21 protein-coding genes and 1 pseudogene are annotated in these 23,424 nt (G+C 69.2%); 17 read left to right on the forward strand and 5 right to left on the reverse strand.

Annotation, left to right across the window (positions count from 1 at the left end; all coding sequences use genetic code 11):
* Positions 1–18 precede the first annotated feature (18 nt).
* The 3 genes from ACHMXA_RS22290 to ACHMXA_RS22300 all read right to left on the reverse strand — a co-directional run bounded on the left by ACHMXA_RS22290 (position 19) and on the right by ACHMXA_RS22300 (position 3,580).
* Complete coding sequence (locus ACHMXA_RS22290) at positions 19–1,809, reverse strand: acyl-CoA dehydrogenase (protein WP_176668259.1); 1,791 nt, start codon at positions 1,807–1,809, stop codon at positions 19–21.
* Positions 1,810–1,883: 74 nt separating this feature from the next.
* Entirely contained in the window at positions 1,884–2,816 is a 933-nt protein-coding gene (locus ACHMXA_RS22295) for an electron transfer flavoprotein subunit alpha/FixB family protein (RefSeq protein ID WP_176668258.1), read from the reverse strand.
* Positions 2,817–2,830: 14 nt separating this feature from the next.
* Positions 2,831–3,580, reverse strand: a complete 750-nt coding sequence (locus ACHMXA_RS22300) for an electron transfer flavoprotein subunit beta/FixA family protein (RefSeq protein ID WP_145761708.1) — start codon at positions 3,578–3,580, stop codon at positions 2,831–2,833.
* 443 nt (positions 3,581–4,023) lie between these two features.
* Here ACHMXA_RS22300 and ACHMXA_RS22305 point away from each other — a divergent pair, with 443 nt between their 5' ends.
* The 15 genes and pseudogenes from ACHMXA_RS22305 (at position 4,024) to ACHMXA_RS22375 (ending at position 19,149) form a co-directional block, all read left to right on the forward strand.
* On the forward strand, positions 4,024–4,782 hold the full coding sequence (locus ACHMXA_RS22305) for a class II aldolase/adducin family protein (RefSeq protein WP_176668257.1): 759 nt from the start codon (positions 4,024–4,026) through the stop codon (positions 4,780–4,782).
* A 48-nt stretch (positions 4,783–4,830) separates the two neighbouring features.
* Complete coding sequence (locus ACHMXA_RS22310; protein WP_176668256.1) at positions 4,831–6,393, forward strand: ABC transporter substrate-binding protein; 1,563 nt, start codon at positions 4,831–4,833, stop codon at positions 6,391–6,393.
* A gap of 77 nt (positions 6,394–6,470) precedes the next feature.
* Complete coding sequence (locus ACHMXA_RS22315) at positions 6,471–7,445, forward strand: ABC transporter permease (protein ID WP_019656077.1); 975 nt, start codon at positions 6,471–6,473, stop codon at positions 7,443–7,445.
* 15 nt (positions 7,446–7,460) lie between these two features.
* Positions 7,461–8,303 carry an ABC transporter permease gene (locus tag ACHMXA_RS22320; RefSeq protein WP_019656076.1) on the forward strand — a complete coding sequence of 281 codons (843 nt, stop codon included), beginning with the start codon at positions 7,461–7,463 and terminating at the stop codon, positions 8,301–8,303.
* Positions 8,304–8,305: 2 nt separating this feature from the next.
* Complete coding sequence (locus ACHMXA_RS22325) at positions 8,306–9,943, forward strand: ABC transporter ATP-binding protein (RefSeq protein ID WP_176668347.1); 1,638 nt, start codon at positions 8,306–8,308, stop codon at positions 9,941–9,943.
* Positions 9,940–10,842, forward strand: coding sequence for a glyoxylate/hydroxypyruvate reductase A (locus ACHMXA_RS22330; protein ID WP_176668255.1), 903 nt, complete (start codon positions 9,940–9,942; stop codon positions 10,840–10,842). The genes ACHMXA_RS22325 and ACHMXA_RS22330 overlap by 4 nt, the downstream gene beginning before the upstream one ends.
* Before the next feature lie 39 nt (positions 10,843–10,881).
* Entirely contained in the window at positions 10,882–12,261 is a 1,380-nt protein-coding gene (locus ACHMXA_RS22335) for an aminotransferase (RefSeq protein ID WP_395316376.1), read from the forward strand.
* 5 nt (positions 12,262–12,266) lie between these two features.
* Positions 12,267–13,304, forward strand: a complete 1,038-nt coding sequence (locus ACHMXA_RS22340) for a histone deacetylase family protein (RefSeq protein WP_395321351.1) — start codon at positions 12,267–12,269, stop codon at positions 13,302–13,304.
* Between the two features lie 64 nt (positions 13,305–13,368).
* Positions 13,369–14,304 carry a DMT family transporter gene (locus ACHMXA_RS22345; RefSeq protein WP_395316377.1) on the forward strand — a complete coding sequence of 312 codons (936 nt, stop codon included), beginning with the start codon at positions 13,369–13,371 and terminating at the stop codon, positions 14,302–14,304.
* Positions 14,305–14,335: 31 nt separating this feature from the next.
* Positions 14,336–14,494 (forward strand): annotated as a pseudogene (locus ACHMXA_RS22350) (GntR family transcriptional regulator); the annotation flags it as partial.
* Between the two features lie 91 nt (positions 14,495–14,585).
* Entirely contained in the window at positions 14,586–15,029 is a 444-nt protein-coding gene (locus ACHMXA_RS22355; protein ID WP_395316378.1) for a GntR family transcriptional regulator, read from the forward strand.
* Position 15,030: 1 nt separating this feature from the next.
* Positions 15,031–15,735: an SDR family NAD(P)-dependent oxidoreductase gene (locus tag ACHMXA_RS22360; protein WP_395316379.1), complete on the forward strand. Its 705-nt coding sequence runs from the start codon at positions 15,031–15,033 to the stop codon at positions 15,733–15,735.
* 9 nt (positions 15,736–15,744) lie between these two features.
* Positions 15,745–16,773: a histone deacetylase family protein gene (locus tag ACHMXA_RS22365; protein ID WP_395316380.1), complete on the forward strand. Its 1,029-nt coding sequence runs from the start codon at positions 15,745–15,747 to the stop codon at positions 16,771–16,773.
* Positions 16,773–17,861 (forward strand): phosphotransferase, encoded by a 1,089-nt coding sequence (locus tag ACHMXA_RS22370; protein WP_395316381.1) that lies wholly within the window; start codon positions 16,773–16,775, stop codon positions 17,859–17,861. The genes ACHMXA_RS22365 and ACHMXA_RS22370 overlap by 1 nt, the downstream gene beginning before the upstream one ends.
* A 16-nt stretch (positions 17,862–17,877) precedes the next feature.
* A complete protein-coding gene (locus ACHMXA_RS22375) occupies positions 17,878–19,149 on the forward strand; it encodes an aspartate aminotransferase family protein (protein ID WP_395316382.1) in 1,272 nt (423 codons plus the stop codon).
* A gap of 15 nt (positions 19,150–19,164) precedes the next feature.
* On the opposite strand, the gene ACHMXA_RS22380 is transcribed toward ACHMXA_RS22375, so the two are convergent.
* Both ACHMXA_RS22380 and ACHMXA_RS22385 read right to left on the reverse strand, forming a co-directional pair.
* Positions 19,165–20,448, reverse strand: coding sequence for a mechanosensitive ion channel family protein (locus tag ACHMXA_RS22380; RefSeq protein WP_395316383.1), 1,284 nt, complete (start codon positions 20,446–20,448; stop codon positions 19,165–19,167).
* 45 nt (positions 20,449–20,493) lie between these two features.
* Positions 20,494–21,447: a histone deacetylase family protein gene (locus ACHMXA_RS22385; protein ID WP_395316384.1), complete on the reverse strand. Its 954-nt coding sequence runs from the start codon at positions 21,445–21,447 to the stop codon at positions 20,494–20,496.
* An 80-nt stretch (positions 21,448–21,527) separates the two neighbouring features.
* Between ACHMXA_RS22385 and ACHMXA_RS22390 the strand changes: the two genes are divergently transcribed.
* Complete coding sequence (locus ACHMXA_RS22390; protein WP_176668245.1) at positions 21,528–22,448, forward strand: MoxR family ATPase; 921 nt, start codon at positions 21,528–21,530, stop codon at positions 22,446–22,448.
* Positions 22,445–23,422, forward strand: a complete 978-nt coding sequence (locus tag ACHMXA_RS22395) for a DUF58 domain-containing protein (protein WP_176668244.1) — start codon at positions 22,445–22,447, stop codon at positions 23,420–23,422. Before ACHMXA_RS22390 ends, ACHMXA_RS22395 begins: the two co-directional genes overlap by 4 nt.
* Positions 23,423–23,424: the final 2 nt, after the last annotated feature.

The following is a 23,424-nucleotide window of genomic DNA, read 5'->3' on the forward strand; positions in this document are numbered from 1 at the left end:
GCGACAGCAGCAAGTGCATCAGAAAGCCTCGAGCGCCAGCGCCGTCACGCTCTCGGCACCGTCGACGATGCTGTCGCGGATGCCCAGCACCTTGTTGAGGATGTGCTCGGCGTAGAAGCGCGCGGTGGCGATCTTCGCCAGCATGAAGTCGGTGTCGAAGCTGCGCGAGGCGAGGTCCTGCGCAATGATCAGCGAGCGCGCGAGCTGCCAGCCGGCCACGAGGTTGCCCGCGAGCATCAGGTAGGGCACGCTGCCCGCGAACACCGCGTTGGGCGAGGCCTTGGTCTGGCCCGCCACGAAATCGACCACCTCGACGAAGGCCTCGCGCGCGGCCTTCAGGCGCTTGAGCACGGCCGCCGCAGCGGGGTTGTCGAGCTTGGCCAGCTCGGCCTCGGTCTTCTCGATCTGCGCGGCGATCGCCTTCGCCGTCTGGCCACCGTCGCGCGCCGTCTTGCGGCCCACGAGGTCGTTGGCCTGAATGGCGGTGGTGCCTTCGTAGATCGTCAGGATCTTGGCATCGCGGTAGTACTGCGCCGCGCCGGTCTCCTCGATGAAGCCCATGCCGCCGTGCACCTGCACGCCCAGCGAGGCCACTTCGAGGCTCATCTCGGTGCTGTAGCCCTTCACCAGCGGCACCATGAATTCGTAGAAGGCCTGGTTCTGCTTGCGCGCGTCGGCGTCAGGGTGATGGTGCGCGGCGTCGTAGGCGGCAGCCGCCACGCTGGACATCGCGCGGCAGCCTTCGGTGTAGGCGCGCATCGTCATCAGCATGCGCTTGACGTCGGGGTGATGGATGATCGGCGCGCTGGTGTTGATGGAGCCGTCCACCGGGCGGCTCTGCACGCGCTCCTTCGCGTAGGCCACGGCGTGCTGGTAAGCGCGCTCGGCGATCGCGATGCCCTGCATGCCCACCGCGTAGCGGGCCGAGTTCATCATGATGAACATGTACTCGAGGCCGCGGTTTTCCTGGCCCACGAGATATCCGATGGCACCGCCGTGGTCGCCATATTGCAGAACGGCCGTGGGCGATGCCTTGATGCCCATCTTGTGCTCGATGCTCACGCAGTGCACGTCGTTGCGCTCGCCGAGCGAGCCGTCCTTGTTCACCAGGAACTTCGGCACGACGAACAGGCTGATGCCCTTCACGCCTTCTGGCGCGCCGGCCACGCGGGCGAGCACCAGGTGCACGATGTTCTCCGCCATGTCGTGCTCGCCGTAGGTGATGAAGATCTTGGTGCCGAACACCTTGTAAGTGCCGTCGGGCTGCGGCTCGGCGCGGCTGCGCACCATGGCGAGGTCGCTGCCGGCCTGCGGCTCGGTGAGGTTCATCGTGCCGGTCCACTGGCCGCTCACGAGCTTCTCGAGGTAGGTTGCCTTGAGTTCGTCGGAGCCGGCCGTGAGCAGCGCCTCGATGGCGCCGTCGCTCAGCAGCGGGCACAACGCGAAGCTCATGTTGGCCGAGTTGAGCATCTCGCCGCAGGCCGCGCCGATGGTCTTGGGCAGGCCCTGGCCGCCGAAATCCGCCGGATGCTGCAGGCCCTGCCACCCGCCCGCCACGTACTGCGCGAAGGCTTCCTTGAAGCCCGGCGTGGTGGTGACCGCGCCATCCTTGAACGACGAGGGATTGCGGTCGCCCGCCACGTTCAGCGGCGCGATCACGTCCTGGTTGAAGCGCGCGCATTCTTCGAGCACGGCCTGTGCGGTTTCGAGGCCGGCATCCTCGAAGCCCGGCAGCTTCGCGATCTCGCCGATGTTGGCCAGGTGTTCGATGTCGAACAGCATGTCCTTGATGGGGGCGGTGTAGCTCATTTCATGTCTCCAGATATAGCGGATACGAAAAGGGCATCGCGAACGATGCCCTCTGGCTCAGTGCAGCGATGCGATCAGAGCGCCTTCACCAGTTCCGGCACGGCCGTGAACAGGTCGGCCACGAGGCCGTAGTCGGCCACCGAGAAGATCGGCGCTTCTTCGTCCTTGTTGATCGCCACGATCACCTTGGAGTCCTTCATGCCGGCCAGATGCTGGATCGCGCCCGAGATGCCCGCTGCGATGTACAGCTGCGGCGCGACGATCTTGCCCGTCTGGCCCACCTGCCAGTCGTTGGGGGCGTAGCCCGCGTCGACGGCTGCACGGCTGGCGCCGAGGCCAGCGTTGAGCTTGTCGGCCAGGGGGGCCATCACCTCGGTGAACTTCTCGGCGCTGCCCAGGGCACGGCCGCCGGAGACGATGATCTTGGCAGCCGTCAGTTCGGGACGCTCGCTCTTGGTGACTTCACGGCCCACGAAGCTGCTCTTGCCGCTGTCTGCCACGCCTTCCGCCGATTCGACGGCTGCGCTGCCACCGGTGGCTGCTGCGGCATCGAAACCGGTCGTGCGAACGGTGATCACCTTGGTCGCGTCGCTGCTCTGCACGGTGGCGATGGCGTTGCCGGCGTAGATCGGACGCTCGAAGGTGTCTGCGCTCACCACGGCCGTGATGTCGCTGATCTGCGCCACGTCCAGCTTGGCGGCCACGCGCGGAGCGACGTTCTTGCCGTTGGCGGTCGAGGGGAACAGGATGTGGCTGTAGCTGCCGGCGATGGCGAGCACCTGGGCAGCGACGTTCTCGGCGAGGTTTTCAGCGAGGCTGGGGCTGTCGGCTGCGATGACCTTGGAGACACCGGCGATCTGGGCGGCTGCCTTGGCTGCTTCTGCTGCATTGGCGCCAGCCACGAGCACGTGGACGTCGCCGCCGCAGGCCAGGGCTGCGGTCACGGTGTTGAGGGTGGCCGGCTTGATGCTGGCGTGGTCGTGTTCGGCAATGACGAGTGCGGTCATGTTCGTTTTCTTCCTCAGATCACTTTGGCTTCGTTCTTCAGCTTGTCCACCAGGGTGGCGACGTCCGGCACCTTGATGCCGGCACCACGCTTCGGCGGCTCCGCGACCTTCAGGGTCTTCAGGCGGGGCTTCACGTCCACGCCCAGGTCTTCAGGCTTGACCGTGTCGAGCTGCTTCTTCTTGGCCTTCATGATGTTCGGCAGCGTCACATAGCGCGGCTCGTTCAGGCGCAGGTCGGTGGTGATGACCGCGGGCAGCGTGAGCGCCACGGTCTCCAGGCCGCCGTCGACTTCGCGGGTCACCGTGGCCTTGTCGCCAGCAACTTCGACCTTCGAGGCAAAGGTGGCCTGGGGAAGATCGGCCAGCGCAGCCAGCATCTGGCCCGTCTGGTTGGCGTCGTCGTCGATGGCCTGCTTGCCGAGGATGATGAGCGAGGGCTGTTCCTTGTCGACCAGCGCCTTCAGCAGCTTGGCCACGGCCAGAGGCTGCAGTTCTTCGGCGGTTTCCACCAGGATGCCGCGGTCGGCGCCGATGGCCATGGCGGTGCGCAGGGTTTCCTGGCTCTTGGCGTCGCCGCACGAAACAGCGATGACTTCGGTGACCACGCCCTTTTCCTTCAGCCGCACGGCTTCTTCAACGGCGATCTCGTCGAAGGGGTTCATGCTCATCTTGACGTTGGCAATGTCCACTCCGGTGCCGTCGCTCTTCACGCGCACCTTCACGTTGTAATCGACGACCCGTTTGACAGGCACAAGAACCTTCATTGACTTGACTCCATTGGATTGCAAAAAAAGGGGGCTTCGAGGGCAAACCGGTCATTCTAGGGCGCGACCTTTGCCGCCTCTCCATTCTTCCCGCCGGCGCTGGCGCCATAAAAAAGAACGATCGTGCTTTTTCGTGATTATAAGGCAGCGTCGGAGCACTGAGCCTTTCGGCCGACAAGATATTTGTAATGCGCTGGCGCGGACGCATCCGTGCCAGCGGCGCTGCACGGCTTGCACGCAAATCGATAGCCGCGCCCGCTCGCGGTGCACGCGAGGCCGGCTGAGGCGCCATCTGCCGCCAATTTCCGGGTTTTCGCCGATATCTGAGCTGGCACGCAACCTGCAAGATGAATACTGTCGACAGCTGACAGTCGATCTTCGGAGATTCAATGGAAACAGCAGAACGAAGCATCCCGGACGTACGCGGCAGCGCCCGCCCTCCCATGACGCCAGCGGAGCGCCAGCTCCGGCAGGACCTGGCAGCCGCCTACCGGCTCGTCGCCCTCTATGGGATGGACGACAGCATCTATACCCACATCTCCGCCCGCGTGCCCGGCACCACGGACCAGTTCCTGATCAACCCCTTCGGCATGCTGTTTCGCGACATCACGGCGTCCTCGCTCGTGAAGATCGACCTGGACGGCAACATCGTCGAGCCCTCCGAGTACGACGTGAACCCGGCCGGCTTCACGATCCACAGCGCCGTGCATGCCGCGCGCCATGACGCGGTCTGCGTGCTGCACACCCATACCGTCGCCAGCGTCGCCGTGTCTTCGCTGGCCGGCGGGCTGCAGCCGTGCAACCAGTGGGCGCTGCAGTTTCACAACCGCGTGACGTATCACGAGTTCGAAGGGATCGCGCTCAACCATGAGGAGCGCGAGCGCCTGGTCGCCGACCTGGGCCCGACTTCCCGCGCACTGATCCTGCGCAACCACGGCCTGATCACGCTGGGCCGCAGCGTGGCCGAGGCCTTCATCCTGATGCACAACCTGGAGCGCGCCTGCCGCGTGCAGGTCGCCATCCAGGGCACCGGCCAGGCCGTGCACCCGGTGCCCGAGGAAGTCTGCGAGCTGACCGCGCGCCAGTACGAAAGCGGCGACACCAACCGCCTGGCCTCCGCGCCCAACGACCCCTATGCGCGCGAATGGCGCGCGCTCCTTCAGCGCCTGGCCCCGCCCAGCCCGGCCTCGTTCCGCGACTGAGATTCACCCGTTCTTCACTGCCCTACCCACTTCGAAAGGTCCGCTCCGATGAAACGCCGCAACCTGATCCAAGCCGGCTCCGCCGCCCTAGGCCTGTCCATCGCCGGGGTGCCCCTGCACAGCCTGGCGCAAGGCAAGAAGGGTGTCGTCAACGTGCTGGTCCAGCCCGAGCCGCCCGGCCTGATGATGGGCATCGTGCAGAACGGTCCCACGCAGCTGATCGCCGGCAACATCTACGAAGGCCTGCTGCGCTACAACGAGAAGCTCGAGCCGCAGCCGCAGCTCGCCACCTCCTGGACCGTGAGCGCGGACAGCAAGACCTACGTCTTCAAGCTCAAGCCCAACGTCAAGTGGCACGACGGCAAGCCCTTCTCGGCCGACGACGTGGTGTTCTCGTGCGACGTGTTCCTGCGCAAGACGCATGCGCGCTTCCGCGCAAGCCTGGCGCAGGTGGAATCGATCAAGGCGCTCGACCCGCTCACCGTGGAGTTCAAGCTCAAGCAGCCCTTCGGCCCCTTCATGGGCATCTTCGAGAACGGCACCATGCCGATGGTGCCCAAGCACATCTACGAAGGCACCGACTTCGCGACCAACCCCGCCAACGCCACGCCTATCGGCACGGGCCCGCTCAAGTTCAAGGAATGGGTCAAGGGCTCCTACATCAACCTCGTGGCCAACGAGAACTACCACCAGCCCGGCGTCGTGGGCGTGGAGAGCGTGTATTTCCACGTGATCCCCGACGCGGCAGCGCGCGCCGCGGCTTTCGAGTCGGGCAAGGTCGACATCGCACCGGGCGGCACGGTGGAGTACTTCGACGTGGGCCGGCTGGCCAAGCTGCCGGGCGCGGCCGTCACCACCAAGGGCTGGGAGTTCTTCGCGCCGCACAGCTGGCTGTGGATGAACAACCGCACGGCGCCCATGAACAACGTGAAGTTCCGCCAGGCCGTGTGGACCGCCATCGACCGCGAAGCCATGGCCAAGGTCGCCTGGTACGGCTACGCCAAGCCGGCCACGGGCCCCTTCAACAGCCACATCGCCTACGCCAGCGACGACGTCGCCAAGTACCCGCGCGACCTCGCCAAGGCCAAGAAGCTGCTGTCCGAGTCGGGCTACAAGGGCGAGACGCTGCGCCTGCTGCCGCTGCCCTATGGCGAATCCTGGCAGCGCCAGGCCGAGATCGTGCGCCAGAACCTCACGCAGGCCGGCATCAAGATCGAGATGCTCGCCACCGACGTGGCCGGCTGGAACCAGCGCAACAGCGAGTGGGACTTCGACCTGGCCTTCACCTACGTCTACCAGTACGGCGACCCGGCGCTCGGCGTGGGTCGCAACTACACCAGCGACAACATCGCCAAGGGCTCGCCCTTCAACAACGTGGCGGGCTACAGCAACCCCAAGGTCGACGAGCTGTTCGCCGCCGGCGCGCGCGAGAGCGACCCCGCCAAGCGCCGTGCGATCTACCTGGAAGTGCAGAAGCTGCTGGTCGACGAGGTGCCCGTGGCCTGGCTGCACGAGATCAACTTCCCGACGCTGTACCGCACCAAGATCCAGAACGTGGTGTCCTCCGGCATCGGCCTGAACGACAGCCTGGGCCGCGTGAAGCTGGCCTGACCTCCCTCCCCGGCATGCGGCGCCGGGCCATGCCGACCTGATGGGCCGGGCCACCGCATGCCCGAATCGAGCTTGCCATGAAACGACTGCAGTTCATGTCCGTGCGTCTGCTGCAGGGCCTGATGGCCCTGCTGGTGATCGCCACCGTCAACTTCCTGCTGGTTCGCGCGGCGCCGGGCGATCCGGTGTCCGTCATGGCCGGCGAGGCCGGCGCGTCCGACGCGCAGTTCGTGGCCCAGCTGCGCCAGCAGTTCGGCCTCGACCAGCCGCTGCCCGTGCAGCTCGGCAACTACCTGGGCCACGTGCTCAAGCTCGACCTGGGCTTCTCCTACCGCCAGCAGCAGCCGGTGGTCGACCTGATCCTGCAGCGCCTGCCAGCCACGCTGCTGCTGACGGGCACGGCCTTCGGGCTCTCGCTGCTGTTCGGCATCGTGCTGGGGGCGCTGGCCAGCCGCAACGCGGGCAAATGGCAGGACAGCCTCATCACCGTGGTCGCGCTGGTCTTCTACGCCACGCCGCTGTACTGGCTGGCGATGATGGCGGTGCTGCTCTTCACGGTGCAGCTCGACCTGCTGCCCGCATTCGGCTTCTTCACCGTGGGCGCGGACCTCACGGGCATCGACAAGGCGCTCGACATCGCCAAGCACCTGATCCTGCCTTCGCTCACGCTGGCGCTGTTCTACATGGCGGTCTATGCGCGCATGACACGCGCCTCCATGCTCGAAGTCGCGCAGATGGACTTCGTGAAGACCGCGCGCGCCAAGGGCGTGGCGCCCGGGCGCATCCAGCGCAAGCACATCCTGCGCAACGCGCTGCTGCCAGTGGTCACGCTCGCGGGCATCCAGGCCGGCGGAATGATCGGCGGCGCCGTGCTCACCGAGACGGTGTTCGCCTGGCCCGGCATCGGCCGACTCATGTTCGACGCGCTGCTGCAGCGCGACTACAACCTGCTGCTCGGCTGCTTCCTGTTCACCGCGGCCATGGCCGTGCTGTTCAACCTGATCACCGACTTCGTCTACACGCTCGTCGATCCCCGCATCGAGCTGAGCTGAGCCAAGGAGCCCCTCATGAAAAGCAAATTCTGGCGGCGCTTCAGCCGCAACAAGGGCGCGGTCTTCGGCCTGATCGTGCTGATGCTGGTGGCGCTGGTCACGGCCCTCGGGCCCTTCGTCGCGCAGAACAACCCTTGGGACATGGTCGGCACGCCCTTCGCGGCGCCCATGGCCGAACAGGGCCTGCTGCTGGGCACCGACACCATGGGCCGCGACATCCTTTCGGGCATCGTGACCGGCGCGCGCGTGTCGCTGCTGATCGGCGTGGTCTCCACCGTGGTCTCGCTGCTGATCGGCGTGAGCATCGGCGCCGTCTCGGGCTACTTCGGCGGCTGGATCGACGCCACGCTGATGCGCTTCACCGAGCTGTTCCAGGCCATCCCGAGCTTCGCGCTGGCCATCGTGCTGGTGGCCATCTTCCAGCCCTCGGTGCAGTCGATCGTCACGGCCATCGCGATCGTGTCGTGGCCGCCGGTGGCACGGCTGGTGCGCAGCGAGTTCCTCACGCTGCGCCAGCGCGACTTCGTGGCGGCAGCCCAGCTGGCGGGCCAGTCCACGCCGCGCATCATCCTCACGCAGATCCTGCCCAATGCCGCCTCGCCCATCGTGGTGATGGCCTCGCTGATGGTGGCCACGGCCATCCTGCTGGAGTCCAGCCTGAGCTTCCTGGGCCTGGGCGACCCGAACCAGATGAGCTGGGGCTACATGGTCGGCTCGGCGCGCACGGTGCTGCGCCAGGCGTGGTGGATGGCGGTGTTCCCGGGCGTGGCCATCCTGCTTACGGTGCTGGCGCTGAACCTGGTGGGCGAAGGCCTGAACGACGGCCTCAATGCGCGCGCCGACGGGAGGGGCAAATGAAGATGGAAAAGCTCGTTCTTCCCGTGCTCGACGTCCAGGGCCTGGACATCCGCCTGCCCCAGGGCGCAGACCGCGAACTGGCGGTGCGGGGCGCTTCGCTGCAGCTGCTGCCGGGCCAGACGCTGTGCGTGGTCGGCGAATCGGGCTCCGGCAAATCGATGATCGCCAACGCCATCATGGGCCTGCTGCCGCGGCCGCACGTGGAGCCCGTGGCGGGCCGCATCCTCTTCGACGGACAGGACCTGCTGCAGCTCGACGAGACGCAGCTTCGCACCCTGCGCGGCCGGCGCATCGGCATGGTGTTCCAGGAGCCGATGACGGCGCTGAACCCGGTCATGCGCATCGGCGAGCAGATCGCCGAGGTGTTCGACGCCCACGTGAAGCTGTCGGCCGCGCAGAAGCGCCAGCGCATCCTCGCGGCGCTCGCCGACGTCGGCCTGCCCGAGCCCGAGGTGCTGATCGACAGCTATCCGTTCCGCCTGTCCGGCGGGCAGCGCCAGCGCGTGATGATCGCCTGCGCGCTGGTGCTGGAGCCGGCCCTGCTGATCTGCGACGAACCCACCACCGCGCTGGACGTGACCACGCAGGCGCAGATCCTGAAGCTCATCCGCGAGCTGCAGCAGCGCAAGGGCACGGCGGTGCTGTTCATCACGCACGACTTCGGCGTGGTCTCCGAGATCGCCGACCAGGTGGTCGTGATGCAGACCGGCGAGGTGGTCGAAGCCGGCCCGGCCGCCGCGGTGCTGGCCCGGCCGCAGCATGCCTACACGCGCAAGCTCATCGCGGCCATTCCGAACGGCCAGGTGCGCGCGCCTTCCGAGCAGCGCCCCATCGAGCACGTGCTGCAGGTGCAGGAGCTGCGCAAGACCTACGTGACCGGCGGCGGCCTGTTCAGCAAGGGCCGGCGCGTGGAGGCGGCCAAGGGCCTGTCGTTCGAGCTGCGCCGCGGCGAGACGCTGGGGCTGGTCGGAGAGTCCGGCTCGGGCAAGTCGACCGTGGGCCGCTGCATCGTGGGCCTCGCGCCCTTCGATAACGGCCGCGTGCTGTTCAAGGGCCGCACGCTGCAGTCGGGCGCGCAGTTCCGGGCGCAGTCGCAGGGCAAGATACAGATGGTGTTCCAGGACCCGTATGCCTCGCTGAACCCGCGCCACCGCATCGGCCCGGCCATTGCGGCCGGCCCCATCGCCCAGGGCGTGCCCAAGGCACAGGCCATGGCCCGCGCGATGGAGCTGCTGGAGCTGGTGGGCCTCAAGCCCGACGCGGCGGAGCGCTTTCCGCACGAGTTCTCCGGCGGCCAGCGCCAGCGCATCGGCATCGCGCGTGCTCTGGCCATGGAGCCGCAGCTGCTGGTGGCCGACGAGCCCGTTTCCGCGCTCGACGTGTCGGTGCAGGCCCAGGTGCTGAAGCTCTTCGCCGAGGTGCGCGAGCGCTTCCAGCTGGCCATGGTGTTCATCACGCACGACCTGCGCGTGGCCGGCGAGATGTGCGACCACATCGCCGTGATGCAGCGCGGCGAGATCGTCGAATACGGCGAGACCGCCAGGGTGCTGGCGAACCCGCAGCATGCGTACACGCGCACGCTGATCGAGGCGCAGCCAAGGCTCTCGGCGGCGGCCGCGGAACAGGCGGTGGTTGCATGACGCTGAACATCGCACTGGTCTCGGACCAGATCGCCATGGACTACCTTCGGCCCGCCTTCCGCGAACGCTTTCCGCAGGCGCGGCTGCACCGCATCGACACCGAGGTGCAGGAGCTGGACGCGCTCGGCGAGATCGACGCCGTGGTCTGCTGGTCGCCGCCGCCGGGGCTGCTCGCGCGCATGCCGCGCCTGCGGCTGGTGCAGTCGGTGGGCGCGGGCACCGACCACATCACGCGCGATGCGTCACTGCCCGACGTGCCGGTGCGCCGCATCGTCGACCCGGACATGGCCGACGGCATGAACGCCTATGTGGCGTGGGCCGTGGTGCACGGCCAGCGCCACATGGGCTCCTACCTTGAAAGCCAGCGCCGCGCGGCCTGGGAGGAAGCGCCCATCGAGCCACCCCGGCACCACCGCGTCGGCATCGCGGGCCTGGGCGTGCTGGGCCAGTCGGTCGCACGCGCGCTGCTCGCCATCGGCTACCGGGTGCGCGGCTGGAGCCGCAGCCCCAAGAGCGATCTGCCCGAGGGCATCGAGGCCTTCCACGGCGACGCGGCACGCGCCGAGTTCCTCGCCGGCTGCGACACCCTGGTCTGCCTGCTGCCGCTGACCGACGACACGCGCGGCATCCTCGACGCGTCGCTGTTCTCGCAACTGCCGCGCGGCGCGCGCCTCGTCAACGCCGGGCGCGGCGCCCACCTCGTGCAGGAAGACCTGCTCGCGGCGCTGGAGAGCGGCCAGATCGCATCGGCCGTGCTGGACGCCTTCATCGAGGAGCCGCTGCCGGCGGCCCACCCCTTCTGGAGCCATCCGCGCATCATCGTCACGCCACACATCGCCACGCGCACCCGGCCCGAGGCCATCGCGCGGCAGACCCACGACAACCTGGCGAGCCTGTAGCCGCCTTATTCCAGCGCCCGACATTCAAAGAGGACACCCATGGCAGAACCCCTCGGCACCGGCGACAAGGACGTCGCCACCCACCTGCATTCGTACACCAACCTGGCGGCGCTGCCGCAGACGCCGCCGCTGGTCATCGTCGAAGGCGACGGCATCCACGTCGTCGACGAGCAGGGCAGGCGCTACCTGGAGGCCATGTCGGGCCTGTGGTGCGCCTCGCTGGGCTTCTCCAACAAGCGCCTGGCCGGGGCCGGCGCGAAAGCACTGAACACCCTGCCCTACTACCACACCTTCAACCAGCGCACGAACGTGGCGGTGGCCGACCTGGCCGAGCGGCTGCTGGCGCTCGCGCCATCACCCATGGCGCGCGTGTTCTTCGCCAACTCGGGCTCCGAGGCCAACGACAGCGCGGTGAAGATGGTCTGGTACTACCACAACGCCATCGGCCAGCCGCAGCGCAAGAAGATCATCGCGCGGCGCAACGCCTACCACGGCGTGACCGTGGCCGCCGCCAGCATGGGCGGGCTCGAAGGCAACCACCGCGACTTCGACCTGCCCATTGCCACCGCGCCCGCGCGCTTCCTGCACGTGGACTGCCCGCACCACTACCGCTACGCCGAACCCGGCGAGACGGAGCAGGACTTCTCCAGCCGCCTCGCACAACAGCTTGAGCAGACCATCCTGGCCGAAGGGCCCGAGACCGTGGCCGCCTTCATCGCCGAGCCGGTGATGGGCGCGGGCGGCGTGCTGGTGCCGCCGGCCGGCTACTTCGAGAAGGTGCAGGCCGTGCTGCGCAAGTACGGCGTGCTCATGATCGCCGACGAGGTGATCTGCGGCTTCGGCCGCACGGGCAACATGTTCGGTTCCACGACCTTCGGCATCGAGCCCGACATCCTGAGCTGCGCCAAGGCGCTGTCCTCGGGCTACGTGCCGATCTCGGCCGTCATGGTCAACGAGAAGGTGCACAGCGCCATCGCCGCCAACAGCGGCAAGCTCGGCAGCTTCGGCCACGGCTATACCTACTCGGGCCACCCGGTCGCCTGCGCGGTGGCGCTGGAGACGCTGAAGGTCTACGAGGACGAGCGCATCCTCGACCACGTGCGCGAGCTCGCCCCCGCCTTCCAGGCCGGGCTGCGCGCCTTCGCCGAACGGTCCTGGGTGGGCAACGTGCGCGGCGTGGGCCTGATCGGCGCCATCGAGCTCATGGCCGACAAGGCCGCGCGCACGCCCTTCGCCACCGACCGCAAGGCCGGCTACCGCTTCGCGGCGCTGGCGTTGGAAGAAGGCCTGATCGTGCGCGCCATGGGCGACAGCATCGGCCTGTGCCCGCCGCTGATCATCACGCGGGCCGAGCTGGACGACCTGTTCGCGCGCCTGGGCCGCGCCATGGACCGCTTCGACCAGGAAACGAAGGCCTGATGAGCATGCAGGCCTTCTTCAGCGACGACCAGCTGCTGCACGACCCGCAGCAGTTCATGCGGCTGGGCCGCATCTGCAAGCCCGCCGACCTGCCCACGCGCGCCGAGGCGCTGATGGGCACGCTCGCCGCGCGCGGCATCGCGGTCGACGCACCGCCCGAGGCCGGCCGCGCCGCGCTGGAACTGGTGCACAGCGTCGACTACCTGGACTTCCTGGAGAGCGCCTACGCGCGCTGGCAGAAGCTCGGCGGCCCGGGCCTGGAGCCCGGCATCGAGGTGCTGCCCAACCTTTCGCCGCACGGCGCGCGATCCGGGCCCTGCCCCTCGCCGTCGGTGGTGGCGCAGACCGGCTGGTACATCGGCGACCTGGCCTGCCCGATCGGTCCGCACACCTGGCGCTCGGTGTTGCGCTCGGCCCATGCGGCGCAGGCCGCGGCCGAAACGGTGCTCGAAGGCGGCGGCATCGCCTATGCGCTGTGCAGGCCCTCGGGCCATCATGCCCAGCATGCGCGCGCGGGAGGTTTCTGCTACGTGAACAACAGCGCCGTCGCGGCCGCCACGCTGCGCCGGCGCCATGCGCGCGTGGCCGTGCTCGACATCGACGCCCACCACGGCGACGGCACGCAGCAGATCTTCTACGAGCGCGGCGACGTGCTGACGGTCTCCACGCACGCCGATCCGTCCGGCTACTACCCCTGGTACACGGGCTACTCGCACGAGCGCGGCACCGGCGAGGGCGAGGGCTGCAACCTGAACCTGCCGCTGGCGCACGGCAGCGGCAACGCCGAGTTCGCGCAGGCGCTGGACCGGGCCACCGCCGCCATCGAGCGCTTCCAGCCGCAGGCGCTGGTGCTGCCGCTGGGCTTCGACACCTACAAGGACGACCCGATCAGCGTGCTCAAGTTCGACATGGAGGCCTTCCGCCTCGCAGGCGAGCGCGTGCGCGCACTGGGCCTGCCCACGGTCGTGGTGCAGGAAGGCGGCTACATGGTCGAGGCCATCGGTGCCGCGCTCGACGCGTTCCTGGAAGGGCTTCGCGCATGACCGTCTCGGCGACGGCCTGCCGCGGTGCCGGTGCGGTGACGGAAGCGACACGGTCGCAGCCGGCATGAGCACCGCACGCGCCTCCGTCTCCCTTGCACGCGACGAGCGCGGCGAGAACAGCGCGGCCCGGGGCATCGCGCTCTTCCTCTGCGCGCTGGTGCTGTTCGCGGCGTACGACGCCTTCGCCAAGCAGATGGTGGCCACGCATGCGCCGGCCGTCGTCAACCTGGGCCGCTACAGCGCGATCGGCGTCATCGCGCTGGTGCTGCTGCTGCGCCACGGCGACCTGCGCCTGTGGCGCCAGCCGCACCAGTTGCTGCTGTCCGCGCGAAGCGTTGCGCTGGCCGTCGTGGCCACCTGCTTCATGACGGCGCTCGTCACCATGCCGCTGGCGGAGGCCACGGCCATCTACTTCACCGCCCCGCTCATCATGGTCGCGCTCTCGCCCTGGCTGCTCAAGGAGCGCGTGGGCCGCGCGCAGTGGACTGCCGTGCTGCTGGGCTTCGTCGGCATGCTGTGCATCGTGCGGCCGGGCGGCAGCCTGCCGCTGGCGGGCACGCTGCTGATGGCTGTGTCGGCCGTCTGCTATGCGCTCTTCCAGGTGCTCACGCGGCGGCTCTCGGGGCTGGTGCCGGCGCCCGTGCAGTTCGCGCACATGGCGCTGGCCTGCCTGGTCGTCACGAACCTGCCCGTGCTGTTCATGCCGCACGTCACGCTGCCGCCCTGGCCGGAGATGGCGCTCCTGGTCGCCGGCGGCGCCGTCAGCGGCAGCGCGCAGCTTTTGCTGCTGGCTGCGTTCCGCCGTGTCGGCGCGGCCACGCTGGCGCCCCTGAACTACGTGCAGCTGCTGCTGGCGGTGCTGATCAGCACGCTGTGGTTCCAGCGCCCGCCCGATGGGCCGGCACTGGCCGGCATGGCGCTGATCGCCGTGGCGGGCGTCTACCTGGCCCGTTCGGGCGGCAGCCGGCGCGGGGCGAGCGGCATGAAGGGGCCGGCATGATACGGACAAGAGACCGAGACAAGGAATTCCGATGACCACCAGCCGGCCCGAAGCCGCCACCCCTCCCGCCTTCTCGTCGATCCAGGTGCCCGACCTGGTCGGCGTGGTAGAGGCGCAATTGCAGCAAGCCATCCTGTCGGGCCGCATCGCGCCCGGCGAACGCATCGTCGAAGCCGAGCTGGCCCGGCAGATGGGCGTGAGCCGCGCGCCGGTGCGCGAGGCCGCCCGCCGGCTCGAAGAGCCTGGGGCTGCTGATCTCGCGCCCGCGCCACGGCTTCGCGGTGCGCACGGTTTCGCCCAAGCAGGTCAACGACCTGTACGAGGTGCGCATCCAGCTCGAGCTGCTGGGCGCGTCGCTGGCCTGCACGCACGCCACCGACGCCGAACTGGCCCAGCTCGACGCGCGCGTGGACGACATGGTGGAGCGCGCCGAGACGCTCTCTTCGCCCGAGCGGGTGGCGCTCGACCTGGACTTCCACTTCGCGATCAGCGCGCTGTCGGGCAACCACTACCTGCACCGGCTGTTCGACAACATGCAGACCGAGGTGCGCATGTTCCTCGCTCTCAGCGAGGACAGCTACGGAGACCTGAAGGCACTGGCCGAGACGCACAGGCCCATCGCCAAGGCAATGATGGCGCGCGACGTCGGTGCCGTCGAGCACGCGCTGCGCTACCACCTCGAGACCGCCAAGGACCACGTGCGCGGCCTCTTCACCAAAACCTGAGATGAGCCCGCTGCCCCGCGTCGCCATGGTCAGCGGAGGCAACCGCGGCATCGGCCTGGCCATCGTGCGCGAACTGCTCGCGCACGGCTGGCGCGTGAGCGTGGGCACGCGCAGCGCCACCGATGCCTTCGACGGCCACGACCCCGCGCGGGTGCGCGCCTATCGCTTCGACGCCGAGGACGGGCGCAGCGAGACCGACTGGGTGGCCGCGACCGTGCGCGACTTCGGCGTCATCGACGCGCTGGTGCACAACGCCGGCATCCTCAGCACGCGCTCGGTCATCGATGCGGACGACGCGGAGGTCGACCGGCTGCTGGAAGTCAACGTGAAGTCGCCGCTGCGGCTCACGCGCAAGGCCTGGGCGCACCTGCTCGCCGCGGACGAGGGCAAGGTGCTGGTGATGGCCTCGCTCGCGGCCAAGCGTGTGCGCACGGCCGATGCCTCGCTCTACGCGCTGAGCAAGGCGGCGGTGCTTTCGCTGGCACACGGCATCCGGCACTGCGGCGCCGAGTCGCGCGTGCGCTGCACCGCCCTGTGCCCCGGCTTCGTCGCCACCGACATGGCGGCCGCCCTGCCGCCCGAGCAGCAGCGGCAGGCCACGCGCCCCGAGGATGTCGCCCGCATCGCGCGGACGGTGCTCGAACTGCCGGCCTCGGCCAGCGTCGCCGAGATTCCCATCAGCTGGACCGTCGAACCCCAATATTGAAAGCCCGACATGAAAGTCATCTACAGCGACCAGCACACCGGCCACGATCCGCAGCAGTTCATCGTGCGCGGGCGCATGAAGCGCAGCAACGAGCAGCCCGAACGGGGCACCCTGCTGCTGAACGCCGCACGCGCGCAGGGCCACGACATCGTCGCGCCCGAAGACCACGGCCCGGGCCCGCGCGCCGCCATCCACACGCCGCAGTACCTGCGCTTCCTGGAGACCGCCTGGGAGCGCTGGCAGCAGCTCGAGGGCGCTTCGGAGGAAGTCATGCCCAACGTGCATCCGTTCCCGGGCCAGCCCTTCACCTACCCCGACAGCCTGGTCGGCCAGGCCGGCTACCACATGGGCGACATGGCCTGCGCCATCGGCCGCCACACCTGGCACGCCGCGACGTGGTCGGCCCACGTGGCCACGCATGCCGCGCAGCTCGTGCTGGACGGCGAACGCGCGGCCTACGCGCTGTGCCGGCCGCCCGGCCACCACGCCTATGCCGACCGCGCCAACGGCTTCACCTACCTCAACAATGCGGCCATCGCGGCGCAGCACCTGCGCCAGAAGTACGACCGCGTGGCCATCCTCGACATCGACGTGCACCACGGCAACGGCACGCAGGGCATCTTCTGGCGCCGCAAGGACGTGCTGACGATCTCGCTGCACGGCGACCCGCATTTCTGCACGCCCTTCTTCACGGGCCATGCGCACGAGACCGGCGAAGGCGAAGGCCTGGGCTACAACCTGAACCTGCCGCTGGCGCGCGGCACGCAGGACGAGGGCTTCCTCGCCGCGCTGGCGACCGCGCACGCGACCATCCGCGCCTTCGCGCCCGGCGCGCTGGTCGTGGCCCTGGGCCTGGACGCGCACGAGAACGACCCCTACCAGGCGCTGGCCGTGAGCACGGCGGGTTTCGGCCGCATCCTCGGCGAGATCGCGCGCCTGGGGCTGCCCACGGTGCTGGTGCAGGAAGGCGGCTACCTGTCGGAGGACCTGGGCCGCAACCTCGCCAGCGCGCTCGGCGGTTTCGAGAAGGCGGCGTGATGACGCAAGCGCTCGACGACGCCATCAAGGCGGCCCTGCCCGAGGCGGCGGTGCTGACCTCGCCGCCCGCCCCCGTCGCGACGGACTGGGCGGCGGACCTGCTGCAGCGCCTGTACGGCAAGCGCGGCCGCCTCAAGCCGCTCACCGGCGAGCGCGACGCCAACTTCCTGCTGGAGCCGGAAGACGGCGGCGCGCGCTGCATGCTCAAGCTCTCGCATCCCGACGAAGACCCGCTGGTCGCCGACTTCCAGACACAGGCCCTGCTGCACCTCGCACGCACGGACCCCGGCCTTCCGGTGCAGCGCCTGCTGCCGGACCGCCACGGCGCAGCCTCGGTGCAGATCGAGGACGCCGAGGGCCGCACGCGCGTGGCGCGCCTCTTCAGCTACCTCGAAGGCCTGCCGATGCCGCAGGCGCCGCGCTCGGCGGCGCAGCGCACCTGCGTCGCCCGCATGCTCGCGCGGCTGGACCTGGCGCTGGCCGGCTTCGAACACCCCGCCGGTGCCCGCGAACTGCCCTGGGACATCCAGCGCGCCGACCGCGTGCGCGCGCTGCTGGTGCACGTGGCCGACCCCGCCCGCCGCGCGCTGGCCGAGGCCGCGCTCGACGGCTTCGCGCAGCGCACCAAGCCCAGGCTGGTCGCGCTTCGCCGCCAGCCCATCCACAACGACTTCAACCTCTACAACCTGCTGGTCGATCCGGACGAGCCGGCGCGCGTGGCGGGCATCCTCGACTTCGGCGACATGGTGCATGCGCCGCTCGTGGACGACCTGGCCGTCGCGGCCTCGTACCACATCGACGAACAGGGCGACGCGCTCGCCACCGTCGCGCGCTTCGCGGCCGACTACCACGCCGTCTCGCCGCTGACCGATGGCGAGACCCATGCGCTGCTCGACCTCGTGCGCGCGCGGCTGGCGATGGTGGTCGCCATCAGCGGCTGGCGCGCGGCGCGCCAGCCCGACAACGCCCCTTACCTCATGCGCAACAACGCCGTCTCCTGGGCGCGGCTGCAGGCCTGCGCCACGCTGACGCCGGAACAGGTGCAGGACGCCATCCGCATCGCCTGCCGCGCCGCTGAAACCGCGTAACCCACGGAACCCATCCATGACTGAGAAACCCACCGCCGAACTGCTCGAACGCCGCGCCCGCCTGCTCGGGCCGGCCTACCGGCTCTTCTACGACGAGCCCTTCCACCCCGTGCGCGGCGAAGGCGTCTGGCTCTACGACGCCGCCGGCACGCCCTGGCTCGACGCCTACAACAACGTGGTGCCGCTGGGCCACGCGCGGCCCGAGGTGGTCGAGGCCATCGCACGACAGGCGTCGGTGCTCAACACGCACACGCGCTATCTGCACGAAGGCATCCTCGACTACGCGGAGCGGCTGCTCGCCACCATGCCGCCCGAACTCGGCCACGCCACCTTCACCTGCACCGGCAGCGAGGCCAACGACCTGGCCATGCGAATCGCCACGGCGCACACGGGCGGCACCGGCCTCATCGTCACCCGCTTCGCCTACCACGGCGTGACCTCGGCCATCGCCTGCGCCTCACCCTCGCTGGGACAGTACGTGCGCCTGGGCGAGCACGTGCGGCTGGTGGATGCGCCCGCGGGCGAAGATGCCGAGACGGGCAAGCGCTTCGCCGACGGCGTGCGCGCGGCCATCGCCGACCTGAAGGCGCACGGCATCGCGCCCGCCGCGTTGCTCGTGGACACGGTGTTCTCCAGCGACGGCGTGTTCACCGCGCCGGCCGGATTCCTGCGCGAGGCGGTGGAAGCGATCCATGCGGCGGGCGGCGTCTTCATCGCCGACGAGGTACAGCCCGGCTTCGGCCGCACCGGCGAGGCCTTCTGGGGCTTCCTGCGCCACGGCGTGGTGCCCGACATGGTGACCATGGGCAAGCCCATGGGCAACGGCCACCCCGTCGCGGGCCTGGCGGTGCGTCCCGAGGTCATGAAAGCCTTCGGCCAAGCCAGCCGCTACTTCAACACCTTCGGCGGCAACCCCGTCTCGATGGCCGCGGCCTCCGCCGTGCTCGACGTGATCCAGCACAACGGCCTGCAGGACAACGCACTGCAGATCGGCAACTACCTGCGCGAGCGCCTGGCCGCGCTCAGCCAGCGCCATGCACTGGTCGGCGAGGCGCGCGGCGCGGGCCTCTTCATCGGCCTCGAACTCGTGGCCGACCGCACTACGCGCGCGCCGGCCACTGCGCAGGCGGCCAAGGTGGTCAACGGCCTGCGGCAGCGGCAGGTGCTGCTGAGCGCGACCGGGCCGCAGGGCAACGTGCTCAAGATCAGGCCGCCGCTGGTGTTCACGCGCGAGCATGCCGACCTGCTGGTCGAGCGGCTGGACGAGGTGCTCGGCACGCTGGAATAACGCGCCGCGCGGGAACTATTTTTCCGCGGCCTCGCCCACAGGAGCCGCTCCGGCCGGCAGCGACTCCACCCGCACCACCCGCTGCGGATAAGGAATATCGATCCCCGCCCCGCGCAACCCGTCGAGGATCGCGATGTTGATCGCCGAGCGCAGGTTGTCCTTGCCCTTGTCGGGGTCGGCCACCCAGAAGTTGAGTGTGAACTCCAGCCCGTCGGGCGCGAAGTTCATGAGGAAGGCGACCGGGGCCGGGTCGGTCATCACGCGCGGCTGGGCCTTGGCGGCCTCGCAGAGGATGGACTGCACCTGCGCCACGTCGCTGTCGTAGCCGACCACGATGGTGGTCGTGATGTTGAACTTGCGATCCGCCAGCGAGAGGTTTTCGACCCGGCTGGTGATGAGCGATTCGTTCGGCACGATGGCCTCGCGCCCGTTGCCCGCGCGGATGAGCGTGTAGCGGGTCTTGATGTCGGTGATGCGGCCCTCGAAGGTGTCGACCTTGACGTTGTCTCCGATGCGGATCGAGCGCTCCAGCAGGATCACGAAGCCGCTCACGTAGTTGGCCGCCAGCTTCTGCAGGCCGAAGCCCAGGCCCACGCCGAGCGCGCCGCCCAGCACCGAGAGCGCCGTCAGGTCCACCCCCACCGCCGAGAGCGCGAACAGCAGGCCCACCAGCAGCAGGAAAGCGCGCACCGCGTTCGATGCGACCTTGCGCATCGACAGGTCGGTAACGGCCTCGCGCAGGATGCGCTTCTCGATGGTGCTGGAGATCCACAGCGAGATCATCAGCACCACGCCCGCCGACAGCACGCCCTGGAAGATGGTCTGCAGGCTCACCCGCGTCTTGCCGAAGGCCAGCGTGATGTCGTCGAGCTCGGCCAGCACCGGCGGCAGCAGCCCGACGATCCAGAGCACCGCCGCGATCCAGGCCAGCCACGAGATCGTGCGCTCGATCAGCCTGACGAGATTGGAGGCCGGGAACACCGCCCGCAGCACCCGCGCGAACAGCCGGATGACCGCCAGCGACAGGAACACCGGCACCGCGATGCGCAGCACCAGCACGGTCTGGAAGTCGATCACCACGCGTCGCGCGAGATCGGTGAAGACAAGGGCCAGCAGCGGGAACAGCAGCCCGTCGAAGGTGCTCTCGCCGAACCAGATCGAGTCCTTGGGCTGGTCGCGGCCGAACCATTTGCAGATGGCCCAGGCCAGCGCCACGCAGGCCACCAGCGCGACCAGTTCGATGCCCAGGCCGCGCGCGTCGACCTGGTTCAGCCGTTGGAGGAAATCGTTGAAGTTCATCTATCGGAAAAGGACATCGGCGCCGGCCGTGTCCGCTGGGTCACATCACAGGGAAGCCAGCACGCGGATGTGGGCTTCCACGCTGCGCGCCAGTGCATCGAGGTTGTAGCCGCCTTCGAGCATCGAGACGATACGGCCCTTGGCATGGCGCTTCGCCACATCGTGTATGCGCCCGGTGATCCAGGCGAAGTCGTTCTCGTTGAGGCCGAGCTGGCCCAGGTCGTCCTCGCGGTGCGCGTCGAAGCCGGCGCTCACGAAGATCATCTGCGGCCTGAACTCCTCCAGCCGCGGCATCCAGGTGGCCTCGATCATCTCGCGCACGTCCATGCCCCGGGTGTACGCCGGGATCGGCAGGTTGAGCATGTTCGGCGCCGGATGGTTGGTGCCGCTGTAGGGGTAGAACGGATGCTGGAAGAAGCCCACCATCAGCACGCGCGGGTCGTTGGAAAGAATGTCTTCGGTGCCGTTGCCGTGGTGCACATCGAAATCGACGATGGCCACCCGCTCGATGCCGTGCACCTCGATGGCGTGCCGCGCGGCGATGGCCACGTTGTTGAAGAAACAGAAGCCCATCGCCTGCTCCCGGCAGGCGTGGTGGCCGGGCGGGCGCACCGAGCAGAAGGCGTTTTCCAGGTCGCCGGCGATCACCGCGTCGGTGGCGGCAATCGCGGCGCCGGCGGCGCGGCGCGCAGCCAGCAGGGTGTAGCGGGTGAGCGTGGTGTCGGGGTCGACCTGCGCGTGGTCGGGGCCGCCGGCGGGCTCGTCGGCCACCAGGCGCTGGTGCAGCGACTCCAGGTACTCGACGTGCTCCGTGCTGTGCGCCCGGGTGAGCTGCTCCAGCGTGGCCAGCGGCACCTCGCGGTGCTCCAGCGCGTCGCCCACGCCGGTGAGCAGCAGGCGGTCCTCGATGGCATCGAGCCGGCCGGGGCACTCGGGATGCCCTCCGCCCATGTCGTGCTTCCAGAAGTCCCGGTGTGTGAAGTAGCCTGTCTTGCCCATGTGTCTCTATCGCCACGTCTAGACCTCACGCGGCATGGGGCCGGCAGGTCTTACGGTATCGTTTGCATATGGATACAAATATGGACGTTGCCGCAAAGCTAGCCACTTTGTTAACCCAGCTTAACACGGTGATCGTGGGCAAAGAGGCCCAGGTTCGAGACTGCGTGGCCTGCCTGCTGGCCGGCGGCCACCTGCTGATCGAGGACGTGCCGGGCGTGGGCAAGACCACGCTCGCCCACGCGCTCTCGCACACCTTCGGGCTGCAGTTCTCGCGGGTGCAGTTCACCGCCGACCTGATGCCGGGCGACCTCTCGGGCGTGGCGATCTACGACCGGGGCCAGCAGGCCTTCACCTTCCACCCCGGACCGATCTTCGCGCAGGTGCTGCTGGCCGACGAGATCAACCGCGCCAGCCCCAAGACCCAGAGCGCGCTGCTGGAGGCCATGGAAGAGAAGCAGGTCACCGTGGAAGGCGAGACCCGCCCCCTGCCCTCGCCCTTCTTCGTGATCGCCACCCAGAACCCGCAGGACCAGCTCGGCACCTTCGCCCTGCCCGAATCGCAGCTCGACCGCTTCCTGATGCGCATCTCGCTCGGCTACCCCGACCGCGCCGCCGAGCGCCAATTGCTGGCGGGCATCGACCGCCGCGAGATGCTCGCCACCCTGCCCGCGATGCTGACCGCCGGCGAGCTGACCGCGCTGCAGCAGCGCGTGCAGCAGGTGCACGCGGCCGATCCGCTGCTGAACTACGTGCAGGACCTGATCGCCGCCACCCGCTCCGGCCGATGGTTCCTGCAAGGGCTCTCGCCGCGCGCCGGCATCGCGGTGCTGCGCGCCGCCAAGGCTCAGGCGCTGCTGGCCAACCGCAACTACGTCGCGCCCGACGACGTGCAGGCCGTGCTGCCGCAGACCATCGCGCACCGCCTCACGCCCGTGGGCGATGCGGGCCGAGGCGCGGTCGAGCAGGTGCGCGCCATGATCGCCGCGGTGCCGCTGCCGTGAACCCTGTGGGCGTCCTGCGCTCGCGCATCGACGGCTGGTTCCTGTCGCGCCGGGCGCCGTCCGACACGCTGGAGCTCACCCAGCGCAACGTCTACATCCTGCCCACGCGGGCCGGCTGGACGCTGGGCGCGACGCTGCTGGTGCTGCTGATCGCGTCGATCAACTACCAGCTCAACCTGGGCTACCTGCTGACCTTCCTGCTCGCCGGCAGCGTGGCCGTGGGCATGCATGTGTGCCACGGCACGCTGCGCGGGCTGGCGATGCACATGGTGCAGCCCGAGGCGCACTACGCGGGCGCGGCAGCCGTCTTCCGCGTGGTGCTGCACAACACCCGGCGCAGCGTGCGCTACGGTATCGGCATGGCCGTGCGCGGCAGCGGCCAATGGGCCTGGACCGACGTGCCGGCCGAAGGAACCTCCACCGTGGAGATCGCCTTCCAGCCCGAGCGGCGCGGGCTGCACCCGGTGCCGCCGCTCACGGCCGAGACGCGCTTTCCGCTCGGCACCTTCCGCGTGTGGACGGTCTGGCGGCCGGCCGCGCAGATGCTGGTCTATCCCGCGCCCGAGACGCACCCGCCACCGTTGCCGCCGGGTGAGCCGCTTTCCGGGCCAGCCGCGCTGACCGCGTCGATGCGCGCCCACAACGCCGGCGAATACGACGGCGTGCGCGCCTACCGCCGCGGCGATCCGCTCAAGCTCGTGGTCTGGAAGAAGGCCGCGCGCGCGCAGGCAACGGGCTCGGAAGACCTCGTCAGCCGCGACACCCAGCAGACCCAGCGCGAGGAGCTCTGGCTCGACGCGCAGGCCACCGGCCTCGCCGACACCGAAGGCCGCCTCTCGCGGCTGTGCGCCTGGGTGCTGATGGCCGACAGGCTGGGCGTCGACTACGGCCTGCGGGTGGCCGGCCGCGTCGTGAAGCCGTCGCAAGGCGAGGCCCACCGCCGGGCCTGCCTCGAGGCCCTGGCACTGTGCTGAAC

Source organism: Variovorax sp. UC74_104, from assembly GCF_044055375.1.
In the GTDB taxonomy this organism is placed as follows: domain Bacteria; phylum Pseudomonadota; class Gammaproteobacteria; order Burkholderiales; family Burkholderiaceae_C; genus Variovorax.

Bases quoted from the DNA above. Each gene is read 5' to 3' on its own strand.
- ACHMXA_RS22295 (WP_176668258.1), bottom strand. From the start codon at position 2,816: ATGACCGCACTCGTCATTGCCGAACACGACCACGCCAGCATCAAGCCG.
- ACHMXA_RS22345 (WP_395316377.1), top strand. From the start codon at position 13,369: ATGAGCACCGCACGCGCCTCCGTCTCCCTTGCACGCGACGAGCGCGGC.
- ACHMXA_RS22340 (WP_395321351.1), top strand. From the start codon at position 12,267: ATGCAGGCCTTCTTCAGCGACGACCAGCTGCTGCACGACCCGCAGCAG.
- ACHMXA_RS22335 (WP_395316376.1), top strand. From the start codon at position 10,882: ATGGCAGAACCCCTCGGCACCGGCGACAAGGACGTCGCCACCCACCTG.
- ACHMXA_RS22305 (WP_176668257.1), top strand. From the start codon at position 4,024: ATGACGCCAGCGGAGCGCCAGCTCCGGCAGGACCTGGCAGCCGCCTAC.
- ACHMXA_RS22390 (WP_176668245.1), top strand. From the start codon at position 21,528: ATGGACGTTGCCGCAAAGCTAGCCACTTTGTTAACCCAGCTTAACACG.
- ACHMXA_RS22330 (WP_176668255.1), top strand. From the start codon at position 9,940: ATGACGCTGAACATCGCACTGGTCTCGGACCAGATCGCCATGGACTAC.
- ACHMXA_RS22360 (WP_395316379.1), top strand. From the start codon at position 15,031: ATGAGCCCGCTGCCCCGCGTCGCCATGGTCAGCGGAGGCAACCGCGGC.
- ACHMXA_RS22300 (WP_145761708.1), bottom strand. From the start codon at position 3,580: ATGAAGGTTCTTGTGCCTGTCAAACGGGTCGTCGATTACAACGTGAAG.
- ACHMXA_RS22310 (WP_176668256.1), top strand. From the start codon at position 4,831: ATGAAACGCCGCAACCTGATCCAAGCCGGCTCCGCCGCCCTAGGCCTG.
- ACHMXA_RS22385 (WP_395316384.1), bottom strand. From the start codon at position 21,447: ATGGGCAAGACAGGCTACTTCACACACCGGGACTTCTGGAAGCACGAC.
- ACHMXA_RS22325 (WP_176668347.1), top strand. From the start codon at position 8,306: ATGGAAAAGCTCGTTCTTCCCGTGCTCGACGTCCAGGGCCTGGACATC.
- ACHMXA_RS22320 (WP_019656076.1), top strand. From the start codon at position 7,461: ATGAAAAGCAAATTCTGGCGGCGCTTCAGCCGCAACAAGGGCGCGGTC.
- ACHMXA_RS22375 (WP_395316382.1), top strand. From the start codon at position 17,878: ATGACTGAGAAACCCACCGCCGAACTGCTCGAACGCCGCGCCCGCCTG.
- ACHMXA_RS22380 (WP_395316383.1), bottom strand. From the start codon at position 20,448: ATGAACTTCAACGATTTCCTCCAACGGCTGAACCAGGTCGACGCGCGC.
- ACHMXA_RS22290 (WP_176668259.1), bottom strand. From the start codon at position 1,809: ATGAGCTACACCGCCCCCATCAAGGACATGCTGTTCGACATCGAACAC.
- ACHMXA_RS22365 (WP_395316380.1), top strand. From the start codon at position 15,745: ATGAAAGTCATCTACAGCGACCAGCACACCGGCCACGATCCGCAGCAG.
- ACHMXA_RS22370 (WP_395316381.1), top strand. From the start codon at position 16,773: ATGACGCAAGCGCTCGACGACGCCATCAAGGCGGCCCTGCCCGAGGCG.
- ACHMXA_RS22315 (WP_019656077.1), top strand. From the start codon at position 6,471: ATGAAACGACTGCAGTTCATGTCCGTGCGTCTGCTGCAGGGCCTGATG.